General features: G+C 69.4%; 18 protein-coding genes and 1 tRNA gene. 13 read left to right on the top strand and 6 right to left on the bottom strand.

Going from position 1 to position 22614, the window contains the following annotated elements; translation table 11 throughout:
- Window positions 1–159: 159 nt before the first annotated feature.
- Both HND91_RS19095 and HND91_RS19090 read left to right on the top strand, forming a co-directional pair.
- The gene (locus HND91_RS19095; RefSeq protein WP_181708260.1) at window positions 160–888 is read left to right on the top strand and encodes a HugZ family pyridoxamine 5'-phosphate oxidase; all 729 of its coding nucleotides are present in this window, start codon (window positions 160–162) and stop codon (window positions 886–888) included.
- Between the two features lie 452 nt (window positions 889–1340).
- Entirely contained in the window at window positions 1341–2954 is a 1614-nt protein-coding gene (locus tag HND91_RS19090) for a phosphoenolpyruvate carboxykinase (protein ID WP_181708202.1), read from the top strand.
- 152 nt (window positions 2955–3106) lie between these two features.
- Here HND91_RS19090 and HND91_RS19085 read toward each other — a convergent pair whose 3' ends face one another.
- Together HND91_RS19085 and HND91_RS19080 are read right to left on the bottom strand one after the other, a co-directional pair.
- Window positions 3107–3661, bottom strand: coding sequence for an ActR/PrrA/RegA family redox response regulator transcription factor (locus HND91_RS19085; protein WP_181708201.1), 555 nt, complete (start codon window positions 3659–3661; stop codon window positions 3107–3109).
- Between the two features lie 176 nt (window positions 3662–3837).
- On the bottom strand, window positions 3838–5154 hold the full coding sequence (locus HND91_RS19080) for an ActS/PrrB/RegB family redox-sensitive histidine kinase (RefSeq protein WP_181708200.1): 1317 nt from the start codon (window positions 5152–5154) through the stop codon (window positions 3838–3840).
- Window positions 5155–5403: 249 nt separating this feature from the next.
- On the opposite strand from HND91_RS19080, the gene phaZ reads away from it, so the two are divergent.
- The 4 genes from phaZ (at window position 5404) to HND91_RS19060 (ending at window position 8851) form a co-directional block, all read left to right on the top strand.
- On the top strand, window positions 5404–6900 hold the full coding sequence (phaZ, locus tag HND91_RS19075; RefSeq protein ID WP_181708199.1) for a polyhydroxyalkanoate depolymerase: 1497 nt from the start codon (window positions 5404–5406) through the stop codon (window positions 6898–6900).
- A 5-nt stretch (window positions 6901–6905) separates the two neighbouring features.
- Window positions 6906–7232 (top strand): YnfA family protein, encoded by a 327-nt coding sequence (locus HND91_RS19070; protein WP_181708198.1) that lies wholly within the window; start codon window positions 6906–6908, stop codon window positions 7230–7232.
- A 229-nt stretch (window positions 7233–7461) separates the two neighbouring features.
- On the top strand, window positions 7462–7851 hold the full coding sequence (locus HND91_RS19065) for a DUF2852 domain-containing protein (protein ID WP_181708197.1): 390 nt from the start codon (window positions 7462–7464) through the stop codon (window positions 7849–7851).
- A gap of 232 nt (window positions 7852–8083) precedes the next feature.
- Window positions 8084–8851: a M48 family metallopeptidase gene (locus HND91_RS19060; RefSeq protein WP_181708196.1), complete on the top strand. Its 768-nt coding sequence runs from the start codon at window positions 8084–8086 to the stop codon at window positions 8849–8851.
- Between the two features lie 67 nt (window positions 8852–8918).
- Here HND91_RS19060 and HND91_RS19055 read toward each other — a convergent pair whose 3' ends face one another.
- The 3 genes from HND91_RS19055 to HND91_RS19045 form a co-directional block, all read right to left on the bottom strand.
- On the bottom strand, window positions 8919–11246 hold the full coding sequence (locus HND91_RS19055; RefSeq protein ID WP_181708195.1) for a transglycosylase domain-containing protein: 2328 nt from the start codon (window positions 11244–11246) through the stop codon (window positions 8919–8921).
- A 132-nt stretch (window positions 11247–11378) separates the two neighbouring features.
- Window positions 11379–14459 (bottom strand): DNA polymerase I, encoded by a 3081-nt coding sequence (gene polA, locus HND91_RS19050; protein WP_181708194.1) that lies wholly within the window; start codon window positions 14457–14459, stop codon window positions 11379–11381.
- Window positions 14460–14580: 121 nt separating this feature from the next.
- Window positions 14581–15612, bottom strand: a complete 1032-nt coding sequence (locus HND91_RS19045; RefSeq protein WP_246329581.1) for an acyltransferase family protein — start codon at window positions 15610–15612, stop codon at window positions 14581–14583.
- A 228-nt stretch (window positions 15613–15840) separates the two neighbouring features.
- Here HND91_RS19045 and HND91_RS19040 point away from each other — a divergent pair, with 228 nt between their 5' ends.
- The 5 genes from HND91_RS19040 (at window position 15841) to HND91_RS19020 (ending at window position 20812) form a co-directional block, all read left to right on the top strand.
- Window positions 15841–16893 carry a MaoC/PaaZ C-terminal domain-containing protein gene (locus tag HND91_RS19040; RefSeq protein WP_181708193.1) on the top strand — a complete coding sequence of 351 codons (1053 nt, stop codon included), beginning with the start codon at window positions 15841–15843 and terminating at the stop codon, window positions 16891–16893.
- Between the two features lie 396 nt (window positions 16894–17289).
- A complete protein-coding gene (gene sdhC / locus HND91_RS19035) occupies window positions 17290–17688 on the top strand; it encodes a succinate dehydrogenase, cytochrome b556 subunit (protein ID WP_181708192.1) in 399 nt (132 codons plus the stop codon).
- A gap of 14 nt (window positions 17689–17702) precedes the next feature.
- Entirely contained in the window at window positions 17703–18095 is a 393-nt protein-coding gene (gene sdhD, locus HND91_RS19030; protein WP_181708191.1) for a succinate dehydrogenase, hydrophobic membrane anchor protein, read from the top strand.
- Window positions 18096–18097: 2 nt separating this feature from the next.
- On the top strand, window positions 18098–19933 hold the full coding sequence (gene sdhA, locus HND91_RS19025; protein WP_181708190.1) for a succinate dehydrogenase flavoprotein subunit: 1836 nt from the start codon (window positions 18098–18100) through the stop codon (window positions 19931–19933).
- Between the two features lie 99 nt (window positions 19934–20032).
- Window positions 20033–20812 carry a succinate dehydrogenase iron-sulfur subunit gene (locus HND91_RS19020; RefSeq protein WP_181708189.1) on the top strand — a complete coding sequence of 260 codons (780 nt, stop codon included), beginning with the start codon at window positions 20033–20035 and terminating at the stop codon, window positions 20810–20812.
- A 284-nt stretch (window positions 20813–21096) separates the two neighbouring features.
- Here HND91_RS19020 and HND91_RS19015 read toward each other — a convergent pair whose 3' ends face one another.
- On the bottom strand, window positions 21097–21489 hold the full coding sequence (locus tag HND91_RS19015) for an MAPEG family protein (RefSeq protein ID WP_181708188.1): 393 nt from the start codon (window positions 21487–21489) through the stop codon (window positions 21097–21099).
- A gap of 257 nt (window positions 21490–21746) precedes the next feature.
- Between HND91_RS19015 and HND91_RS19010 the strand changes: the two genes are divergently transcribed.
- Window positions 21747–22229, top strand: a complete 483-nt coding sequence (locus tag HND91_RS19010) for an arsenate reductase/protein-tyrosine-phosphatase family protein (RefSeq protein ID WP_181708187.1) — start codon at window positions 21747–21749, stop codon at window positions 22227–22229.
- A 120-nt stretch (window positions 22230–22349) separates the two neighbouring features.
- A tRNA-Ser gene (locus tag HND91_RS19005) sits at window positions 22350–22439 on the top strand.
- The last annotated feature ends 175 nt before the right edge of the window (window positions 22440–22614 follow it).

Here is a 22614-nt window from a genome sequence, read left to right as displayed (position 1 = left end):
GTGAGAAGCCTCGTGCGAATACCGAGCCCGACCCCGGATCGCGCGCCCGCCGGCAGGGCAGGGCGGGCCGGCGTGGGTGGGGAGATCTGCCTTATAGGGGAGCAGCGCCTGCTCGCCAATCGAGCAAACCGACAAAGGGAGAATGAAGCCGTGTCCGAGATGACGTCCTTCGATCCGGTCCGGGCCGCCCGGGAGACCCTGCGCGCCGCCGCCACCGCGACCCTGTCCACGCTGACCGAGGCGGGCGAACCGTTCGGCAGCTTCGTGAGCGTGGCGACCGACGTGGACGGCGCGCCGCTCCTCCTCGTCTCCAGGCTGGCCGTTCATACCCGCAACCTCGATCGGGACGGTCGCTGCTCGCTCCTCCTCGTGGCGCCGGGGGGCGAGGGCGGGGACCCGCTCGCCGGCGCGCGCATCACCCTCCAGGGGCGGGCGATCCGCGTCGGCCGCGACACGCCCGAGCACGAGCGCCTGCTCGGCCGCTTCCTCGCCCGCCATCCGGAGGCGGAGGGCTATGCGGCCTTCGCGGATTTCGGCCTGATGCGGATCGAACTGCGCGAAGGGCACCTGGTCGCCGGCTTCGGCCGGATCCACAGGGTGGACGCGTCGGAGCTTCTGGTTCCGCCGGACAGCGCCGAGGCCTTCAGGGCGGCCGAAGCCGGCGTCGCCGGCCACATGAACGAGGATCACCTGGACGCCGTCCGCCTCTACGCGACCCGCCTCCTCGGCCGGCCCGACGGCGACTGGCGGGTGGTGGCGGCGGACCCGGACGGCCTGGACCTGTCCTCCGGCGAAGAGGTGGTCCGGCTTCCCTTCCGTTCACGTCAGAGGCAGGTGATGGAGCTTCGATACGAGTTGAAGGCGCTGTCGGAGCTGGCGCGGGCTTGAGCGAAGGAGTGCATCCGAGCCCGACAGGCATCGGCGGGATCGGCTCGCCGACGCTACCTTTGTCTTATTGATCGCAAACGGTTTCACGTGTCCGCCCAAGGACTCGATCGGTCTTTATTACTTTCGATGCTGAATTAAGGATGCCCGCGCGGGTCCGGCCTACCGATTTAGTAGTATCTAACCGATTTACTTCCTGTCCATGAGGCAGAATGACCTGCCGCGAACTTGTCGCATGTCGGGCGCTTCCGTACCTTCGGGAGGATCTCGGCACGGAACGCACGCGGCCGCGGCGTCCACGGACGTCGGACTTGCCCTTTGCGTGAGGTGCGGATCGAGGGCTTTCGTCGTCACGGACCCGGTGGACAGCGCGCCGGACCGTGGATGCGAGAGAGGCGCAACGACCGAGTAAGCTGACGCGTACGTCACCTCGGCACCCTGACGGGATGGATCACGTGGAACAGACCGGCATCTGGAACACCGCCAAAGGGATCGAAACGACGGGGCTCAAGGGCCTCGCGGCCGTGCACTGGAATCTCGTCGAGGCCGATCTCTACGAACAGGCGCTCCGCCGCTCCGAAGGCCAGATCGCGGCCGGCGGCGCGCTCGCCGTCGACACCGGCGTCCATACCGGCCGCTCGCCCCAGGACAAGTTCGTGGTCCGGGACGAGCTGACCCGCGACACCGTCTGGTGGGACAACAACAAGCCGCTGGAGAAGGCCCAGTTCGACCGCCTCTACGAGGATTTCATCGCCCACGCGGCCGGCCGGGAGCTGTTCGTCCAGGACCTGGTGGGCGGCGCCGATCCGGCCCACGCGCTGCCGACCCGGGTCGTCACCGAGTTCGCCTGGCACTCCCTCTTCATCCGCAACCTGCTGATCCGTCCGGCCCGCGAAGCCCTCGCCGCCTTCGTGCCGGAGATGACGATCATCGACCTGCCGAGCTTCAAGGCCGACCCGGCCCGCCACGGCGTGCGCACCGAGACGGTCATCGCCTGCGACTTCACCCGCAGGATCGTGCTGATCGGCGGCACGTCCTACGCGGGCGAGATGAAGAAGTCGGTCTTCACCATGCTGAACTTCCTTCTGCCGGCGCGCGGCGTGATGCCGATGCACTGCTCGGCCAACGTTGGCCACGGCGGGGATTCGGCGCTCTTCTTCGGGCTCTCGGGCACCGGCAAGACCACCCTGTCGGCCGACCCGAACCGCATCCTCGTCGGCGACGACGAGCACGGCTGGGGCGAGGCCGGCATCTTCAACTTCGAGGGCGGCTGCTACGCCAAGACCATCCGCCTGTCTCGCGAAGCGGAGCCGGAGATCTACGCCACCACCGAGCGCTTCGGCACCATCATCGAGAACGTGCCGATCGATCCGCTCACCCGCTCGCCGGACTTCAACGACGCCTCGAAGACCGAGAACACCCGCTGCGCCTATCCGCTGCACTTCATCCCGAACGCCAGCCCCACGGGCCGCGCGGGCCAGCCGAAGAACATCATCATGCTGACGGCGGACGCCTTCGGGGTGATGCCGCCGATCGCCAAGCTCACGCCGGCGCAGGCCATGTACCATTTCCTGTCCGGCTACACCGCCAAGGTGGCCGGCACCGAAAAGGGCGTGACCGAGCCCCAGGCCACCTTCTCCACCTGCTTCGGCGCGCCCTTCATGCCGCGCCATCCGTCCGAGTACGGCGAGCTCCTGAAGCGGCTCATCGCCGCCCACGAGGTGGACTGCTGGCTCGTCAACACCGGCTGGACCGGCGGCGCCTACGGCGTCGGGCGGCGCATGCCCATCAAGGCCACCCGCACGCTTCTCACCGCCGCGCTCGACGGATCGCTGAAGCAGGCGGACTTCTACACCGACCGCTCGTTCGGGTTCGCGGTGCCGGTCGCCGTGCCGGGCGTCGAGGGCGCCATCCTGCAGCCCCGGGAGACCTGGGCCGACAAGGCGGCCTATGACGCGCAGGCCGCCAAGCTGGTCGGCATGTTCATCAGGAACTTCGAGAAGTTCGAGCGCTACGTGGACCGCGACGTGCTGTCCGCCGCCCCCGACATGGCCGCCGCGGCCGAGTGACGGCGGGGCGCTCCGCCCTCGCCCGCTTCTGGTGAGCCACGAAAGGTCCGCCATGGAAAAGGCCCCCGCCGCGACCGCGCCGGGGGCCTTTTCGTCTCGGTCGGAACCGGAGTCCGGCCAGCGGACGGGTCCGGCCGGCGATGGGTGCGCGATCAGCGCGGCGCGCGCTTGGCCAGGATGCGCTGCAGGGTGCGGCGGTGCATGTTGAGGCGCCGGGCGGTCTCCGACACGTTCCGCTCGCACAGTTCATAGACTCGCTGGATGTGCTCCCACCGCACCCGGTCCGCCGACATGGGGTTTTCCGGCGGCACGGCCCGGCTCTCCGGATCCCGCGTCAGGGCGGCGATCACCTCGTCGGCGTCGGCGGGCTTGGCCAGATAGTCCACCGCGCCCATCTTCACCGCCGTCACGGCAGTGGCGATGTTGCCGTAGCCGGTCAGGATGATGGCCCGGGCGTCCGGCCGGTGCTGGCGCAGCCGCTCGATCACGTCGAGGCCGTTGCCGTCGCCGAGCCGCATGTCCACCACCGCGTAGGCGGGAGACCGCTCCTCGACCTTCAGGAGGCCGTCATTGACGGAATCGGCCGTCTCCACCGCGAAGCCCCGGGCTTCCATGGCGCGGGCGAGCCGCTGCAGGAAGGGCTTGTCGTCGTCGACGATGAGGAGGGTCTTGTCGAGATCCGTCACGGCCGTGGTGTGAGCGTCCATGGAAAACTGCCTTTTCGTTCCGTCCCTGTCGGCCCACCGTCCTGTCGGGAGTTCTACGTGCTCCCGATCCGGGTGGATCCCTGGCGTCCCGGCACTCTATATGGGGTTCCGAGGGTGCGGCAACAATCCGTATGGTCATTGGAAGCAAAGCGCTTTCGAAACTTCTGAACCGGCTTTCACCAGGGCTCCTCGATGCCGGCGTCCATCGCCTCGCGCGGCCAGCGCACCGTGATGACGGCGCCCGTATCCGGAAGAGCCCTGTTGGTGATTGAGACACGGGCCCCGGTCCGTTCCAGAAGCGTCTTGGCGATGAAGAAGCCGAGGCCGAGCCCGCCGCCCTCCCGCGGCTGTGCCGCCGCCCGCCCGCGCGTCGTCACGTAGGGCTCGCCCAGGCGGTCGATCACCTCCGGCGAGAAGCCCGGCCCGTCGTCGCGGATGGTCACCACCACCTCGTCGTTCGTCCAGGCGGCGCCGATGTCCACCCTGGAGCGGGCGAAGTCGATCGCGTTCTCCACGAGGTTGCCGAGCCCGTAGAGGATCGCCGGGTTGCGGGTGCCGACCGGCTCCCGATCGCGTTCGCCGTCGAGATGCACGATGAGCGCCACGCCGAACTCCCGGTGCGGCGCGATCACGTCCTCGATCAGGTGGGTGATCGGCTGGCGCGCGAGGTGATCGCCGAACTCGGTGGCGAGCGAGGTCAGCTTCTTCAGGATCTCCCGGCACCGCTCCGACTGGGAGCGCAGGAGCGCCAGGTCCTCCCGCCAGGGCGCGTCCGCCGGCACCTCCCGGTCCAGCTCCTTGGCGACCAGCGCGATGGTGGCGAGCGGCGTGCCGAGTTCGTGGGCGGCGGCGGCGGCCAGTCCGTCCAGCTGGTGCAGGTGCTGTTCCCGGGTCAGCACCAGTTCGGTGGCCGTCAGGGCGGCGTGCAGCTGGCGGGCCTCGTCGGCGACCCGGAACGAATAGGCCGCCATGAAGCAGAGCGCGCAGACGAGCGACACCCAGAGCCCCGCCACATACTCGTCCGGCAGGTTGAACCCGGGCCCGTCCGTCCAGGGCAGCGGCCGGTGCCAGACGGCGAGCAGCGTCGCCAGCACCATCACCAGGAGGCCGAGCGCGATGGTGGTCCGCACCTTCAGCGCCGTCGCCGAGACGAGCACCGGCGCGATCAGCAGGATGGCGAACGGGTTGGTGAGGCCGCCGGTCAGATAGAGGAGGCCGGCGAGCTGCAGGATGTCATAGGCAAGGAGGGCCGCCGCGGACGGGTCCGCGAGCCTGAGGGTCGCCGGATAGCGGATCTTCAGGAAGAGGTTCAGCCACGCCGACAGCGCGATGAGCCCCAGGCAGAGGCCGAGCGGCAGCGGGTAGCCGAGGCCGAAGGAGACGCCCATGACGGCGAGGGTCTGCCCCGCCACCGCCAGCCAGCGCAGCCGGACGAGGGTGTCGAGCTTCAGCCGGAGCGGCTGGTTCGGCGAGAGAACGATCGCGTTCGGCATGGGTCCCCCATCGGGCGCCGCTCGGGGGCCGACGCCGGCCTCCCCAGGGCCGGGCGTCGTCCGGTCGGCAGCCGGACGGCCGCCCGCCGCCCGACTTAAGGCTTAGCCGCCTGATCCTTGCGGCTGGAAGAAAACCGGATCTATCCTCAGATCCAGCGCGGTGGAACCCCTGGTCATTGAAACCGCTTGTTCATGACCGTGAGACATCGTCAGTCTTCGCGGGGTGACAGGGTACGAGGACCGCAGAGGATGAACGTGCCGTACTACCACCTGTACGAGTTCAACCACGCAGCCATGGGGCCTGCGCGAGCGGCGGCGGACATGACCCGCCTCTACTTCCAGAACCCGTTCAACCCCTTCTCGCAGACCCAGGTCGGCCGATCCATCGCGGCGGCGTGCGAGCTGTTCGAGCGCTCCACCCGTCGATACGGCAAGCCGTCCTTCGGGCTCGACGCCACGGTGGTCGGCGGCGTGCGCGTGCCGGTGACCGAAAAAGTGGTCTGGCACAAGCCCTTCTGCCGGATGATCCGGTTCGAGCGCGCGGTCCCGGCATCCCGCCGCAAGGACCCGAAGGTGCTGGTGGTCGCCCCCATGTCGGGACACTATGCCACGCTCCTGCGCGGCACCGTCGAGGCGCTCCTGCCCAAGCACGACGTCTACATCACCGACTGGGAAGACGCCCGGATGGTGCCGCTCGCGGCCGGCCGTTTCGACCTCGACGACTATATCGATTACGTGATCGAGATGCTGCAGGCCCTCGGCGGCGACGCCCACGTGCTGGCGGTCTGCCAGCCGTCGGTGCCGGTCCTGGCGGCCGTCGCCGTCATGGAGGCGAACGGGGACCCGCTCGCACCTCTCACCATGACGCTCATGGGCGGCCCGATCGACACCCGCAAGAACCCGACCGCCGTGAACAACCTGGCGGCCGAGCGCGACATCGACTGGTTCCGCCGCAACGTGATCATGAAGGTGCCCTTCCCGCACCCGGGCATCTACCGCGACGTCTATCCGGGCTTCCTGCAGCTGACCGGCTTCATGAGCATGAACCTCGACCGGCACGTGGGCGCCCACAAGGAATACTTCGCCAACCTCGTCAAGGGCGATGGCGACAGCGCCGCCAAGCACCGGGAGTTCTACGACGAGTATCTCGCCGTCATGGACCTGACCGCGGAGTTCTATCTGCAGACGGTCGAGACCGTGTTCATGACCCACGCCCTGCCGAACGGCGAGTTCATGCACCGGGGCCGGCTCGTCGACTGCGGCAAGATCCGGCGCTCCGCGCTCCTCACCGTGGAGGGGGAAAAGGACGACATCACCGGCGTCGGCCAGACGGCCGCCGCCCACGACCTCTGCACCGGCCTCCCGGACGACATGAAGATCCACTACATGCAGCCGGGGGTCGGCCACTACGGCGTCTTCAACGGCTCGCGCTGGCGCTCGGAGATCTGCCCGCGCATCACGGACTTCATCCTCACCCACAACCAGCGGTCCCGCCGCGCGGCGGAGGCGGTGGTCCCCGCCAAGGCCCGCAAGGCCTCCACCGCCACCCACGACCTGAAGCGGATCGACGGCATCGGCCCGCAGCTGGAGGCCGCCCTCTACCGGGAAGGCATCTTCCTCGTCGACCAGCTGGCGGACCTCACCGACGCCCAGATCGACGATCTGGACCGCCGCCTCGCGACTCACGGGCGGATCCGCCGGCAGGACTGGGTCGGCCAGGCCCGCCGCTTGATGTCCCTGGCCTGAGCGGCTTGCCGGCCGGTCTCGCCCTTCTGGTCGCCGCCGGACTGGAGATCGGCGGCTGCTGGCTCGTCCATGCCGTCTTGCGGCTCGGCTGGCATCCGGCTTTTCTCCTCCCCGCCGTCGCGATCCTGCTCGGCTTCGGCTGGGCCCTGACGCTCGTCGACACCGGCGGCTCCGGCCGCACCTTCGCGATCTACGGCGGCGTCTACGTGGCCGCGTCCCTGGTCTGGCTTCGGGCCGTCGAGGGCGTGTCGCTGACGCCTTTCGACCTCGCCGGCGCCGCCCTCGTGCTCGCCGGGGCCGGCGTGATCCATCTCGGTGCCCGCGCCGGCTGAGCCGGCCCTCGCCCGAACCGGCGGCCCTGCCGGACGCCGGTCCCTCACGGCACCGTGATGCCGCATGCGGGTTTCAAGACCTCGCCGCCGGATCTTTTTCGCGCCCCATTTGTTTGAAAGAAGATCGGCTGATCCCCCTTGGGTCCAAAAAACAGCTTGGAAGGTCTTGAACGGCGCCTTGGCCGGGGCCACCTCGTTCTTCGTGGTGGTTGACTGTCGAGGACTTGAAATGACCAACAACTGTATCGTCAAGCCTGGCTGGCACCCGACTTCGGTCGGTTTGATGGTGCTCGGATTCATCGTGTTCTGGCCGCTTGGCCTTGCCATGCTGGCCTACATCATGTGGGGGGACCGTATGCGGACGACCTGGTCGAAGTTGCGCCCGAACATGGAAACCGTGGTGCGGGACGCCGGCTTCCGGGCCCCGGATTTCGGCCGCACCGGCAACGCCGCGTTCGACGAGTACCGCGAGCGCGAACTGAAGCGGCTCGAAGAGGAGCGCGCCAAGATCGAGCGCATGCGGACCGAGTTCGACGAGTTCCTTCGCTCGCTGCGTCGGGCGAAGGATCAGGAAGAGTTCGATCGCTTCATGGCGAGCCGGACTAACCCCACCGGCTGATCCCCCGCCGTGGACAGGCGACGCTTTTCCTGACCTCCAGTCGGTGTGGGCGGGCCTTCGGGCCGCGCCCACATCGGCGTTTCCACGTTTCCGGACGACTGCTTCGACCTGCTGGAGCGTTTTCCGACCTGACGGAGTCGTCACGTCGAAGGCGCTCCGGATCCACCATGCTGGAGCATTCTCTCGTCGATCGCGTCATGCAACTTGATCGGAGAATGCTCTAGGATCGGGCATGCCGAATCGCTGGATCCCGTTCCTCTTCTCCCCGCCGAAGACTCCGTCGCCCAAGCCGGCCCCGTCCGCCTTCGAGGTCGTGGTGGCCGGCCGTCCCATTCCGGTCGCGCTGCGTCGCAACGTGCGGGCGAAGCGCTACACCCTGCGCCTCGATCCGCGCCGCGACGGCGCGGTCGTCACCGTGCCGAAGCGCGGCACCGTCTCGGAGGCGAAGGCCTTCGTCGGCCGGCACCTGGACTGGCTCGCCGAGCGCATCGGCGACGGCACGCCCGCGTCCTCCCTGGTGCCTGGGGGGCTGGTGCCGGTCCGCGGCGTTCCGCATCTCATCCACCCCACCGGCGCCGTGCGGGGCGTCGTGGAGGCGCGCGTGGAAAACGGGCGGCCGGTGCTTCTCGTCCCCGGCGACCGGGCGCACCTCGCCCGGCGGATCCTCGACCACCTGAAGGCGGAGGCCCGGGCGGACCTCACCCGCGCGGTCGCCCGTCACGCGGCCACCCTCGACGTCACTCCCACGGCGATCCGGCTCAAGGACACCGCCTCCCGCTGGGGCTCCGCGTCGAGCCGCGGCACGCTCTCCTTCTCGTGGCGGCTCGTCATGGCGCCGCCCTTCGTGCTCGACTATCTCGCCGCCCACGAGGTGGCGCATCTGCGCGAGATGAACCATTCCGACGCCTTTTGGCGGATCTGCGTGGCGCTCGCGCCGCGCACGGACGAGGCCAAGGCCTGGCTGAAGGCGAACGGGCGGGCGCTCCACCGGGTCGGCTGACGAAGCCGCCCGTGCGCCCGGTTGGGGTGGTCGGCCTCAAGCGGCCCGGTCCGACGCCGGCGGATCCTCAACCCCCGAACAGCCGCTCCAGGAGACCGCGCTCCACGTCCGTCGGGCCGTCCGCACGCACGCCCACGTCCACCGGCGGCATCGGCGGCGGCGCGGTGTCCGGCACGACCGGCAGGCCGTCCGCGTTGGCGATCGGCGTGCCGGGGTCGACCACCAGCGGCGGCACCAGGTCGAGGCCGGGGAGGGGACCGACCGCCATGCCGGCGGTCGCCTTCGTCATGAAGCGGTTCCACACGGTCGCCGTCACGCTGCCGCCGGTCGCTTTCTTGGTCGGCGAGTTGTCGTCGTTGCCGAGCCACACGCCGGTGGTCAGGCCGTTCACGTAGCCGAGGAACCAGGCGTCGCGGAAATCCTGGCTGGTGCCCGTCTTGCCGGCGGCGGGACGGTCCTTCAGCACCGCCTTCTGGCCTGTGCCGGCGTAGAGAACCGTCTGCAGCATCTGGTTCATGGTGCCGACCACGCGCGGCTCGATCACCTGGCCGGTGCCGTCGCCCTGGCGGCGGAACAGCTCCTCGCCGTCCTTCGTGCGGATGCTCTCGATCACATAGGGAATCACGCCGTAGCCGCCGTTGGCGAACGGCACATAGGCGGCGGTGATCTCCAGCGGCGTCACCTCCGCGGTTCCGAGGGCGATCGACGGGCTGTCGTGGAGCCTGGACACGATGCCGACCCGCCGGGCCGTCTGGGCCACGGTGGCCGGGCCGACCTCGGCGGCGAGCCGCGCCGCCACCGTGTTGAGCGACTTGGCGAGCGCCGTCGTCAGCGTCACCGGGCCCATGTAGTCGCGGGAATAGTTCTTCGGCTGCCATCCCTTGATGGAGATTGGCTCGTCCACCACGATGTGGTCCGGCGTGTAGCCCTGCTCCACCGCCGCCAGGAACACGAACGGCTTGAAGGCCGATCCCGGCTGGCGCCGGGCTGCCACGGCCCGGTTGAACTGGCTTTCCGCATAGTCGCGCCCGCCGACCAGCGCCTTCACGGCGCCGCCGTTGTCGAGCGCCACCAGGGCGCCCTGGCTCACGTTGTGCGACTTGCCCTCGGCCGCCAGGGTCTCGCGCAGGGCCGTCTCGGCGGCCTTCTGCATGTCCACGTCGATGGTGGTCTCCACCACGATGTCGCCGGCGACCGACGCCACGTAGCCGGGCAGGAGTTCCATCACCCAGTCGGCCACGTAGTTCTCGGCCCGGGCGTTGTGGGCCATCACGATCCGGCTCGGCGCCTCGGCCGCCTTCTTGGCCTCGGCCCGGCTGATGTAGCCCTCCTCCGCCATGGCGGCGAGCACCAGCCTGGCGCGCTCGCGGGCGAGGTCCGGGTCGCGGGTCGGCGCGTAGCGGGACGGCGCCTTCAGGAGGCCGGCGATGATGGCCGATTCCCCGAGCGTCAGCTCGCGGGCCGACTTGCCGAAGTAGCGCCGCGCCGCGCCGTCCACCCCGTAGCTGCCGGCGCCCAGATAGACGCGGTTGAGGTACATCTCCAGGATCTCGTCCTTGGAGAATTTCCACTCCAGCCAGAGCGCCAGAAGCACCTCCTGCAGCTTGCGCTCCAGGGTCCGGTCCGGCTCCAGGAATAGGTTCTTGGCGAGCTGCTGGGTCAGGGTGGAGCCGCCCTGCACCACGTTGCCGGCGGCCACGTTGGTCACCACCGCGCGGGCGAGGCCGATCGGGTCGATGCCGAAATGAGTGAGGAAGCGCCGGTCCTCGATGGCCATCACGGCTTCCGGCAGGTAGGGCGGCATCTGCTCCAGGCGCAGGGCCTCGCCGCCGGTGTCGCCCCGGTTGGCGATCAGCTGGCCGTTGGCGTCCACGATCTCCACGTTGGGCGGGCGCTTCGGCACGGTCCATTCGGAGGTCGGCGGCATGGTGGCGGCCGTGTAGGCGAGGAGGCCGCCGACGCCGATCGCGCCCCAGAGCCCCAGGGTGAGGCCGGTGGAGACGAGGCCGCGCATCATTCGGCCCGTCAGGCTGCGGCGCGGCTTGCGCCGGCCCCGCCCCGCCTTGTCGTCGGCGCGCTTGCCGCGCTTGGCCTTGGCCACGGGGGCGATCTCCTCGTCGTCGAAGGGCAGGTCCGGCTCGTCGTCCTGCCAGCGGCTCGGCCCGGCGCCGAGACGCGGTTCGGCGCGGGCATCGTGTCGCCCGTGTCGTGGCGACGACGGCGCCCCGTCCCGTCCGTCCTGTCGGCCGTGTCGTGGCGAAAGGGGATCGCGGTCGCGGCCGCGCACGGGCGCGCCCGTCGCGCGGTCGTCCAGGGTCACGCGCAGGTCGCCGTCCCCGGTGTCGCGCCCGAGCCGCGGCTCGATGCGGCCCTCCGTCCTGTCCCGTCCCCTCATCGCGTCCGCCTCGCCGGTGACTCGAATGGGGGCCGCTCCGGCCGTCGGGACCGGGTTCGTCGCGCGCCCCTCGGACCCTCGTCTCGACGCTAAATGCGGCGGTTTAACGAGCGGTTAAGGATGCCCGCCCGGTCAGTGCGCCTCCTCCCAGTTGTGGGCGGCCCGGGCGTCCACCCGCAGCGGGACCGAGAGGGTGACGGCCGGCTCGGCGGCCGTTTCCATCACCCGGCGCACCACCGGCAGCGTCGCCTCGATCTCCTCGTCGGGCACCTCGAACACCAGTTCGTCGTGCACCTGGAGGAGAAGGAGGGCGGAGAGCCCGGCGTCCTTCAGGGCGTCCTCCATCCGCACCATGGCGCGGCGGATGATGTCCGCGGCCGAGCCCTGGATCGGCGCGTTGATGGCCGCCCGCTCCATGAAGGCGCGCATGGAGGCGTTCGGCGCGTTGATGTCCGGATAGTGCGCCTTCCGGCCGAAGATGGTGGTGACGTAGCCGTTGTCCCGGGCGAAGCGCCGCGTGCTGTCCATGTAGTCGCGGATGCCGGGGAAGCGCTCGAAATAGCGTTTGATGTAGTCGCCCGCCTCCTGGCGTTCGATGCCCAGCTGGTTGGCGAGGCCGAAGGCCGAGATGCCGTAGATGATGCCGAAGTTGATGGCCTTCGCGCGCCGGCGCACCAGCGGGTCCATGCCCTCGATCGGCGTGTTGAACATCTCCGAGGCCGTCATGGCGTGGATGTCGAGCCCGTCCTCGAAGGCGCGCTTCAGCTGCGGGATATCCGCCACGTGGGCGAGCACGCGCAGTTCGATCTGGCTGTAGTCGGCCGAGACCAGCTTGCGGCCGGGCGGCGCCACGAAGGCGGTGCGGATCTTCCGCCCCTCCTCGGTGCGGACCGGGATGTTCTGCAGGTTCGGCTCCGACGACGACAGCCGGCCGGTCGTCGTGGAGGCGAGCGAGAAGCAGGTGTGCACCCGTCCGTCCACCGGGTGCATGTAGCCGGGCAGGGCGTCCGTATAGGTGGACTTCAGCTTGGAGAGCTGGCGCCAGTCGAGGATCCGGCGCGGCAGCTCGTGGCCGGCCTCGGCCAGTTCCTCCAGCACGTCGGCGCCGGTCGCGTAGGCGCCGGTCTTCGTCTTCCTGGCGCCGCCGAGCCCCATCTTGCCGAACAGGATGTCGCCGAGCTGCTTCGGCGAGCCGATGTTGAAGCTTTCGCCGGCGAGGTCGTGGATCTCCGCCTCCAGGCGCGCCATTCCCTGCGCGAAGTCGCCCGAGAGGCGGGAGAGGATCTGCCGGTCGACGCTGATGCCGCGCTGCTCCATGCGCGAGAGCACCGGCACGAGCGGCCGCTCCAGGGTCTCGTAGAGCGCCGTCATGCCTTCCGCGGCCAGACGCGGCTTCAGCACCAGCCACAGGCGGAGCGTCACGTCCGCGTCCTCGGCCGCGTAGGCGGTGGCCTTGTCGAGCGGCACCTGGTCGAAGGTCACCTGGCCCTTGCCCGTCCCGCACACGTCCTTGAAGGCGATCGGCTTGTGGCCGAGCCACTTTTCCGACAGCTCGTCCATCCCGTGCCCGGTCTTGCCGGCGTCGAGCGCGTAGGACAGCAGCATGGTGTCGTCGAACGGCGCCACCGCGACGCCGTAGCGGGACAGGAGGGTGACGTCGTACTTGGCGTTCTGCGCCACCTTGAGGACGGAGGGACTTTCCAGGAGCGGCCTCAGCGCCTGGAGCGCGTCCCCGGTGGACAGCTGGCCGGGCACGAGCCCGCCGCCGAGGAGATCGCCCGCGCCGGACTTGTGGATGAGCGGGATGTAGCAGGCCCGGCCCGGCCGGGTGGCGAGCGAGATCCCGCAGAGCTCCGCCCGCATCACGTCGAGCGAGGTGCTCTCCGTGTCGAACGCCACCACGCCCGCTTCGGCCGCCTCGTTGATGAAGGCCCGGAGCGCGTCGATGGTCAGGATGGTCTCGTAGGCCGAGTGGTCGACCGGGATGGCGGCGATCTCGGCGAGGCGGCGGGCCGCGAAGGCGGCGGGCGAGCCGGCGGGAGCGGCCGGGGACGGCGGTTCCCCCCTCTCCCCGACCCTCCCCCTCGAGGGGGGAGGGGGCGCCGTGGTGGAGGTGGGGAGGGCGGCGCCCGCAAAGGACGGCGCAGCAGGATCACCGCCGCTGCTCCCTCCCCCCTCGAGGGGGAGGGCCGGGGTGGGGGGAAGGACCGCGCCGGCGGCGGGCGTGCTCGCGCTCTCCGGCGGCCAGTGTTTCACCGGCACCGGCACCGCGGACACCTTGGAGACGTCCGTGTCGGTCGCCTCCGCGACCCGGCGCGTCAGCGTGACGAACTCCATCGCCTTCAGGAAGGCGATCGCCCGCTCGCCGTCGATAGGCCGCACGGCGAGGTCGTCGATCGGGCAGTCCACCGGCACGGCGCAGTCGAGCGAGACGAGCTGGCGCGAGATCCGGGCCTGATCGGCGAACTGGATCAGGTTCTCGCGCCGCTTCGGCTGCTTGATCTCGCCGGCGCGGGCGAGCAGCGTCTCCAGGTCGCCATACTCCAGGATCAGCTGTGCGGCCGTCTTGACGCCGATGCCCGGCACGCCCGGCACGTTGTCGACGGAATCGCCCGCGAGCGACTGGACGTCGATCACCTTCTCGGGCGGCACGCCGAACTTCTCCATCACCTCGGCCGGCCCGATGCGCTTGTCCTTCATGGTGTCGAGGAGAACCACGCAGTCGTTCTCGACGAGCTGCATCAGGTCCTTGTCCGACGACACGATGGTGACGTCCGCCCCGACCTTGCGGGCCTGGGTCGTGTAGGTGGCGATGAGGTCGTCCGCCTCGAAGCCCTCCTGCTCCACGCAGGCCACGTTGAAGGCCCGCACCGCCTCGCGGATCAGGCCGAACTGGGGCCTGAGGTCCGCCGGCGGCTCCGGCCGCTGCGCCTTGTACTGGTCGTAGAGTGCGTTGCGGAAGGTCACCGCCGAGGCGTCGAAAATCACCGCGATATGGGTGGGCTTCACCCGCGCGGCCGTCGCCTCCGCCTCCTTCAGGAGCCGCCACAGCATGTTGCAGAAGCCCGCGACGGCCCCCACCGGCACGCCGTCGGACTTGCGGGTGAGCGGCGGCAGGGCGTGGTAGGCGCGGAAGATGTAGCCGGATCCATCGACCAGGAAGACGTGGTCTCCGCGGGCGACGGGGCGGGAATAGGAGGAGGCGTTCGACATGGCCGGGACTATGCCCCGGCCGGGTTTGGGAGGAAAGGGGCGGCGCGCGCCCGTACTGACGCCCAACGGCAGGATCGCGCTTCGGCCCGGCCCCGGCGGCGGGGCGCCCGGCCCTGCGGGCCTACTCCGCCGCGGCCAGCCGGGCGCGTGCGCCGTTCGGCCGCTCCAGCCGGGCCCAGGCCGGGCGCTCGAACAGGAAGCGGGCGCCGACGCGCATCGCCACCCACCAGATCGCGAACGGCACCACCACGGCGGCGACCGTCACGATCAGCGACATGGTGCCGACGTCCGGAACGACGCCGGTCTTCACCAGCACCGTCCGGCTCGCCCCCATGGGCAGGAAGAAGGCCAGATAGACGACGATCGAGTGCGCACCGAGGAAGCGCGCCACGTCGCCGGCCTTCGGCAGCGACCCGATCAGCACGGCCGCCGACACGATCGCCGCCGCCCCGGCAAAGCCGAGGCCGAGGGACAGGAAGGGCAGCATGGCGAGACCCGCCGCCACCATCGCGCCGTTGACCACGCCCCAGACCGCAAGGCCGGCGAGCGCCGCGCCCGGCCGGGCCGCGACCCCGTCGGCGAGGCGGAAGATCATCGGCGCGAGCGCGTAGCCGGCGTAGAAATAGACGAAGCGCGACGCGAACTCGTCCAGGATGGGCAGCGGCAGGCCCGGCGGCGCGATCTCCAGGGCGGCCCCGATGGCGAGCATCACCGGAACCGGCACGCGCCGGGTGAGCCGCACCGTGAGGGCGAAGAAGGGCAGGATCCAGATGAACCAGAGGGTGCCGAACGGCTCGATGAAGAGGCTCTCCACGAAGACGAGCGCCGTCGCGCCCGCGCCCTCCGCCGCCACCATGCCGGGCGCCTTGAAGGCGAACTGGATGACGAGCCAGAGGACGTAGAAGTAGAAGAAGTGGACCACCCGCCGGTCCAGGAAGGTGCGCCAGTCCCGGTCGACCACGCGGGACAGGAACAGGCCGGAGATGAGGAAGAAGTCGGGCATCCGGAACGGCTGGGCGAAGGCCACGACCGCGCCCATCCAGCCGGTCTCGCCCGTGACCCGCTCGACCCCGAGGGTGGAGTGCATCATCACCACGAAGACGATGCAGAGGCCCTTGGCCGCATCGACCCAATCCACCCGAGACCGGTTCATGGCCAACTCCCCGCCACCTGACGCGCCGGACCCCGTCCGGCCTTGCGCCAAGCGCATCATGCCGGGGACCAAAGCGGCGGAAAAGAGCCTCTTCGGAGCCTCTTTCACATAGACTTAATGGCGCTGTCGACGATCTGAATGCGCCGCGACGAAGGGCGGGGGTGACAAGCGCGGGCGCTCGCCATCATGGTCCTCGCCGTCAATGCGAGACGAGTGGAGGACGCGAGGGTGTCGAAGACCAACAGCGGCAACTTCTTCGAGGACTTCCGGATCGGCCAGGTCATCCGCCATGCCACGCCGCGCACCGTGAACGCCGGCGACGTGGCGCTCTACCAGGCGCTCTACGGGTCCAGGTTCGCCCTCCAGTCCTCGGCCGCCTTCGCCCGCGCGGTCGGCTATCCGGACGCCCCGCTCGACGACCTCCTCGTCTTCCACGTGGTGTTCGGCAAGACCGTGCCGGACATCTCGCTGAACGCCATCGCCAACCTCGGCTACGCCGGCGGCCGCTTCCTGGCGCCGGTCTATCCGGGCGACACCCTCTCGACCGTCTCCGAGGTGATCGGCCTCAAGGAGAATTCCAACCGCAAGACCGGCGTCGTCTACGTGCGCTCCACCGGCTACAAGTCGGACGGGACGGAGGTGCTGGACTACGCCCGCTGGGTGATGGTGCGCAAGCGCGACGAAGACGCCCCCGCGCCGGAGCCGGTCGTGCCGAAGCTGCCGGACCACCTGCCGGCCGAGGCGCTCGGCAATGCGGTGCCGCTGCTCGACCCGTCGAAGTGGGATGACGACCTGTCCGGCAGCCCGCACCGGTGGGGCGACTATCACGTGGGCGAGCGCATCGACCATGTGGACGGGACCACCATCGAGGAGGCGGAGCACCAGATGGCGACGCGCCTCTTCCAGAACACCGCCAAGGTCCACTTCAACCAGTATACGGAAGGCAAGGGCCGCTTCGGCCGCCGCCTCGTCTACGGCGGGCACATCATCTCCATCGCCCGGTCGCTCACCTTCAACGGTCTCGGCAACGCCTTCCACGTGGCGGCCATCAACGGCGGCCGGCACGCCAACCCGTCGTTCGCCGGCGACACCATCCACGCCTGGTCGGAGGTGCTCGACAAGCAGCCGATCCCGGGTCGTTCCGACGTGGGCGCGCTGCGGATCCGGCTCGTCGCCACCAAGGACCGGCCCTGCGCCGATTTCCCCGACCGGACGGAGACCGGCGAGACCGATCCGGCCGTCGCCCTCGACCTCGATCTCTGGGTTCTCCTGCCCCGGTGACTTGACTTGGCAAGAGTCCGGGTTACGTGCACGTGAGGCGCGACTGCCTGCGACACCGTGCATGCCGGCCGCGACCACCGACCGCGCTCTCCAGAAGGGGTCCGGCGGTCTAGGGTCCTGATCTGAAGCGATTTCTTGTCGACCTGACGTTTCCGTCAGGTCGGAAAGCGCTTTAGACGACAGCGGCTCCTCCTTGGCTTCGCCTTCTGTCGATCCGCGGAGAACGGCGGAGGTCTTAAGACTTTTGCACTGCAAGATCGGCTTTGACGCGGAACAACGAAGAAGCTAGAAGAAATCCAGGATCTTCAAGAGCTTAACGCTTACGTAAACGTAACCTACGAGCTGCAACTCCCGAGCCGCCGCTGGGCGGCCGCGCCGGAAGGGCTGAGGAACACGATGGCGGAACTCCAGACGAAAGTGGCGCGACCCCTGTCGCCTCATCTCCAGATCTTCCGGCCGCTCCTGACCATGGTGATGTCGATCGTCCACCGCATCACCGGCGGCGCGCTCTACGCCGGCACGGCGCTGCTCGCCTGGTACCTGGTGGCGGCGGCCTCCGGGCCGGACGCGTTCGCCACCGCGTCCTGGTTCTTCGGGTCGATCATCGGGCAGCTGATCCTGTTCGGCTACACCTGGGTGTGGATCCACCATGCCCTCGGCGGCATCCGCCACTTCATCTGGGACACCGGCCACGGCTACGGGGTGGAGGCGCGCAACTGGCTCGCCAAGGCCACCCTGATCGGCTCCGTGTCGGTCACAATTCTCGTCTGGGCCATCGCCCTCATCGTGCGCTGACGGAGAGACCGGACATGCCCCGCTTTTCCAACATGCGCACCCCGCTCGCCAAGGTGCGCGGCCTCGGCTCCGCCCACGAGGGCACCGAGCACTTCTGGCGCCAGCGGCTGACCGCGGTGTCGAACCTCTTCCTGACCACCTTCTTCGTCGGCGTCCTCCTCTCCCTGCAGGCGGGCACCTACGCGGACGTGATCGCCACCCTGAGCCATCCCGTCGTCGCCATCCTGCTGATCGGCATGATGATCTCAGTGACCCTCCACATGCGTATAGGCATGCAGGTGATCATCGAGGACTACGTCCATGACGACGGGCTCCGGGTGGTGGCGATCGGCGCCAACACCTTCTTCGCCGCCATCATCGCCATCGCGTCGGTGTTCGCTCTCCTCAAGATCGCGTTCGGAGCCTGATCATGGCTGAGACCAGCAAGACCGGCACGCCCTCCAGCTTCACCGTCGGCGGCCGCGCCTACACGTTCACCGACCACACGTTCGACGTGGTGGTGGTCGGCGCCGGCGGCGCGGGGCTTCGCGCCGTCGTCGGCGCGTCCGAGGCCGGCCTCAAGACCGCCTGCATCACCAAGGTCTTCCCCACCCGCTCCCACACGGTGGCGGCCCAGGGCGGCATCTCGGCCGCGCTCGGCAACATGGGCGAGGACGACTGGCGCTGGCACATGTACGACACCGTCAAGGGCTCCGACTGGCTCGGCGACCAGGACGCGATCGAATACCTCTGCAAGAACGCCCCGGCCGCCGTCTACGAGCTGGAGCACTGGGGCGTGCCCTTCTCGCGCACCGAGGCGGGCAAGATCTACCAGCGTCCGTTCGGCGGCATGACCACCAACTACGGCGAGGGCCGCGCCCAGCGCACCTGCGCGGCCGCCGACCGCACCGGCCACGCCATCCTGCACACGCTCTACGGCCAGTCGCTGCGCTATTCGGCCGAGTTCTTCATCGAATACTTCGCCATCGACCTCATCATGGAGGACGGCGTCTGCCGGGGCGTGGTCGCCCTCTCCATGGACGACGGCACGCTGCACCGCTTCCGGGCGCACAAGACCGTCCTGGCGACCGGTGGCTACGGCCGCGCCTACTTCTCCTGCACCTCCGCCCACACCTGCACGGGCGACGGCAACGCCATGGTGCTGCGCGCCGGCCTGCCGCTGCAGGACATGGAGTTCGTGCAGTTCCACCCGACCGGCATCTACGGCGCCGGCTGCCTGATCACCGAGGGCTCGCGCGGCGAGGGCGGCTATCTCACCAACTCCGAGGGCGAGCGCTTCATGGAGCGCTACGCCCCGTCGGCCAAGGACCTCGCCTCCCGCGACGTGGTCTCCCGCGCCATGACGATGGAGATCCGCGAGGGCCGCGGCGTCGGCAAGGCCAAGGACCACATCTACCTGCACCTCGACCACCTGGATCCGAAGATCCTGGCCGAGCGCCTGCCGGGCATCTCCGAAAGCGCCAAGATCTTCGCCGGCGTGGACGTGACGCGCGAGCCGATCCCGGTGCTGCCGACGGTCCACTACAACATGGGCGGCATCCCGACCAACTACTACGGCGAGGTGCTCACCAAGGTGAACGGCGACCCGGACCACGTGGTGCCGGGCCTGATGGCGATCGGCGAGGCCGCCTGCGTGTCCGTGCACGGCGCCAACCGCCTCGGCTCCAACTCGCTCATCGACCTCGTGGTGTTCGGCCGCGCCGCCGGCGCCCGCTGCGCCGAGACGATCGAGCGCGGCGCCCGCCAGGCGGACCTGCCGAAGGACGCGGGCCTCTCCAGCCTGGACCGGCTCGACCGCTTCCGCCACGCCAGCGGCTCCACGCCGACGGCGGAACTGCGCCTCGACATGCAGCGCACCATGCAGAACAACTGCGCGGTGTTCCGCACCGGCGAGGTGCTGGAGGAGGGCCACACCCTCATCCACAAGGTCTGGTCCGGCACCGACGACATCCGCGTCACCGACCGGTCGTTGATCTGGAACACCGACCTCGTGGAGGCGCTGGAGTACGACAACCTGATCGTCCAGGCGGTCGTCACCATGGACAGCGCCGTGAACCGGCAGGAGAGCCGCGGCGCCCACGCCCGCGAGGACTTCCCCGACCGGGACGACAAGGAGTGGATGAAGCACACCCTCGCCTTCGTCGATACGAATAGCCGCACGGTCTCGATCGACTATCGTCCCGTGCATACATACACCATGTCCAACGAGATCGAGTACATCGCCCCCAAGGCGCGCGTGTACTGACGGCGGAGCCGCCCGCCGCGCCGCCGCCGCTCTTGCGAGCGGCGCGATCGCGGCGGGCCGTCCGGCACCCCAGACAAGTCCAGGAAAGGCGCAAGGGCGATGGTCCAGCTGACGCTTCCGAAGAATTCCAAGATGGTCGAGGGCAAGGTCTGGCCGAAGCCGGCCGGCGCCACGAAGCTGAAGGAGTTCCGCATCTATCGCTGGGATCCGGAGGATGCCAGCAATCCGCGCATCGACACCTACTTCGTCGACATGGACGACTGCGGTCCGATGGTCCTCGACGGGCTCATCTGGATCAAGAACAAGGTCGATCCGACGCTCGCGTTCCGCCGCTCCTGCCGCGAGGGCATCTGCGGCTCCTGCTCGATGAACATCGACGGCATGAACACGCTGGCCTGCACCAAGGGCATGGACGAGGTGAAGGGCGCGGTGAAGATCTACCCGCTGCCCCACATGGCGGTGATCAAGGACCTGGTGCCGGACCTCACCACCTTCTACGCCCAGCACCGCTCCATCGAGCCCTGGCTGCACACCTCCACGCCGGCGCCCGAGACCGAGTGGAAGCAGAGCCGCGAGGACCGCGAGAAGCTGGACGGCCTCTACGAGTGCATCCTCTGCGCCTGCTGCACCACCTCCTGCCCGAGCTACTGGTGGAACGGCGACCGCTATCTCGGCCCCGCCACCCTGCTGCAGGCCTACCGCTGGCTGATCGACAGCCGCGACGAGGCGACCGGCGAGCGGCTCGACAACCTGGAGGATCCGTTCCGGCTCTACCGCTGCCACACCATCATGAACTGCGCGCAGACCTGCCCGAAGGGCCTGAACCCGGCGAAGGCGATCGCCGAGATCAAGAAGATGATGGTCGAGCGCCGCTTCTGACCGCGCCGGCACGCACGCTCCACAAGGCCGCCGGGGCTCGTCGCCCCGGCGGCCTTTTCCGTTCCGGGCCTGCAGAACCTTCCCATCGGCAAAAATGACCCGGCCGCCGAGGGCCGGTCCCGCTTCCGCCGTTCCGGCCTGCGCCCGCCTCGCCGCGACCGGCGCGCCCGCCGTCGTCGGTCGGGGGCGTGCAGGTCGGCGACTTGCATGCCATCGTGTGATGCAATTTTAGGCGGTGCGGTTGCGCCCTGCGCGCAGGCCGGCGGCATTAACTTCATGAAAGATCATATGTCTGCGACCGGAGCCCACAACGGCGTGGTCAGGATGGCCACCGTCAGGCCGAACCCGACCACCCATACGGCGGAGCGCAGGGTCGGCCGGTCGGCCCAGTAGGCGGCCGTGTAGGCGGCGCGGGCGGCCACGAAGGCGATCGCGAGCCCGTCGACGACTGCCGGGTCGCCGCCCTGGGTCAGCCCGGCGAGGACCGCCGCCGCGAACGGCGGGAAGGCCTCGAAGCCGTTCTGCATGGCGCCGTAGGCCCTTGCGAGGAAACCGCTCTTCCAGAAATCCGGGTTGCGCGGGTTCCGGTTGTCGAAACCGGGCCGCACCTTGGCGGGGGCGGACGCCGCGATCGGCAGGATCATGGCCGCGAGGAGACACCAGAGGGCGAGGGACACGGGGGAGGGCGCCTTTCGTCAGGACGGATGGATCGGTCCTGCTACGGCCGGAATCGGCCGGCGGATGCGCCGCGGTCGCGCCTCCGCAAGCCACACACAAGCAGCATTGATAAACTGGCGCGATCAATGCATCGCGCCCGTCCCAACTGGAGCGCCCTCCATGGTCCGGCAGGATCGTCACTGCCATGACATGTCGGTGGTGCATCCCGTGGGCGCCGGCCCGGCCGGTGCCCCGAGTCGGACGTCGGGAGACTGGAATGAAGCCCATTGACGTGCTGTTCCTGTGCGAGACGAACGCGGCCACCAGCCTGATGGCCGAGGCGATCGTCAACCACCGCGGCGACGCCCGCGTCCGCGCTTTCAGCGCCGGCCGTACGCCCGGGGACACGCTCCTGCCGGAGGCCCGCGACGTGCTCGCCGCCCGCGCCATCGCGACCGAGGGGCTGGTGCCGAAGGCTTGGCCCATCTTCGCCCTTCCGGGCGCCCGTCGCCCCGACATCATCGTCGACCTCGCCACGGTCACCTGGACCATTCCCGAGCTGAAGCAGCTGGCCGAGCAGTCCGTGCTCCGCTGGCCGCTGCGCGACGCCGCCCTGGTGGAGAGCCGGCGCGACCGGCGCAGCGTCGCGCAGGCGGTGTTCGACGCGCTCGAATCGCGCATCCTCGACGAACTGGTGCCGCTGGTCGCCCGCCTCGCCCTGGTGCCGATGCGCCCGCACGGCGTCGAACTCACCGCCTGACCAGCTCCCCGACCGGCCTTTCAGCCCGGTTTTCAGAATTCCGCCTATGGCCTTGAAACGCCGCTTGAACCGCGTCGCTCGATGGGTATAGTGCCGCCCGCGGACGTGACCCGTTCGCCTGGAGAGGTGGCCGAGTGGTTGAAGGCGCACGCCTGGAACGCGTGTATACGGGAAACCGTATCGAGGGTTCGAATCCCTCTCTCTCCGCCAGTTTCTCAGGGGCTTTTACCACGCTCCGGGACACGACCTGCGTCCACCATGCGCCCTCTCATGACAGCTATGGCCTGCGAGCCAAGCGTGCGCGGCCCGGGCATAGTTCAGCCGCGCGGGATACTGACGCGAAACTCCTGATTCAGCAGTTTTCTGGTTCTCCGTGACCGCGACT

It is taken from the genome of Chthonobacter rhizosphaerae (assembly GCF_013839525.1).
GTDB lineage: Bacteria > Pseudomonadota > Alphaproteobacteria > Rhizobiales > Pleomorphomonadaceae > Chthonobacter > Chthonobacter rhizosphaerae.
Note: the sequence above shows the minus strand (reverse complement) of the source record. Positions and strands in the feature narration are given on the sequence as shown.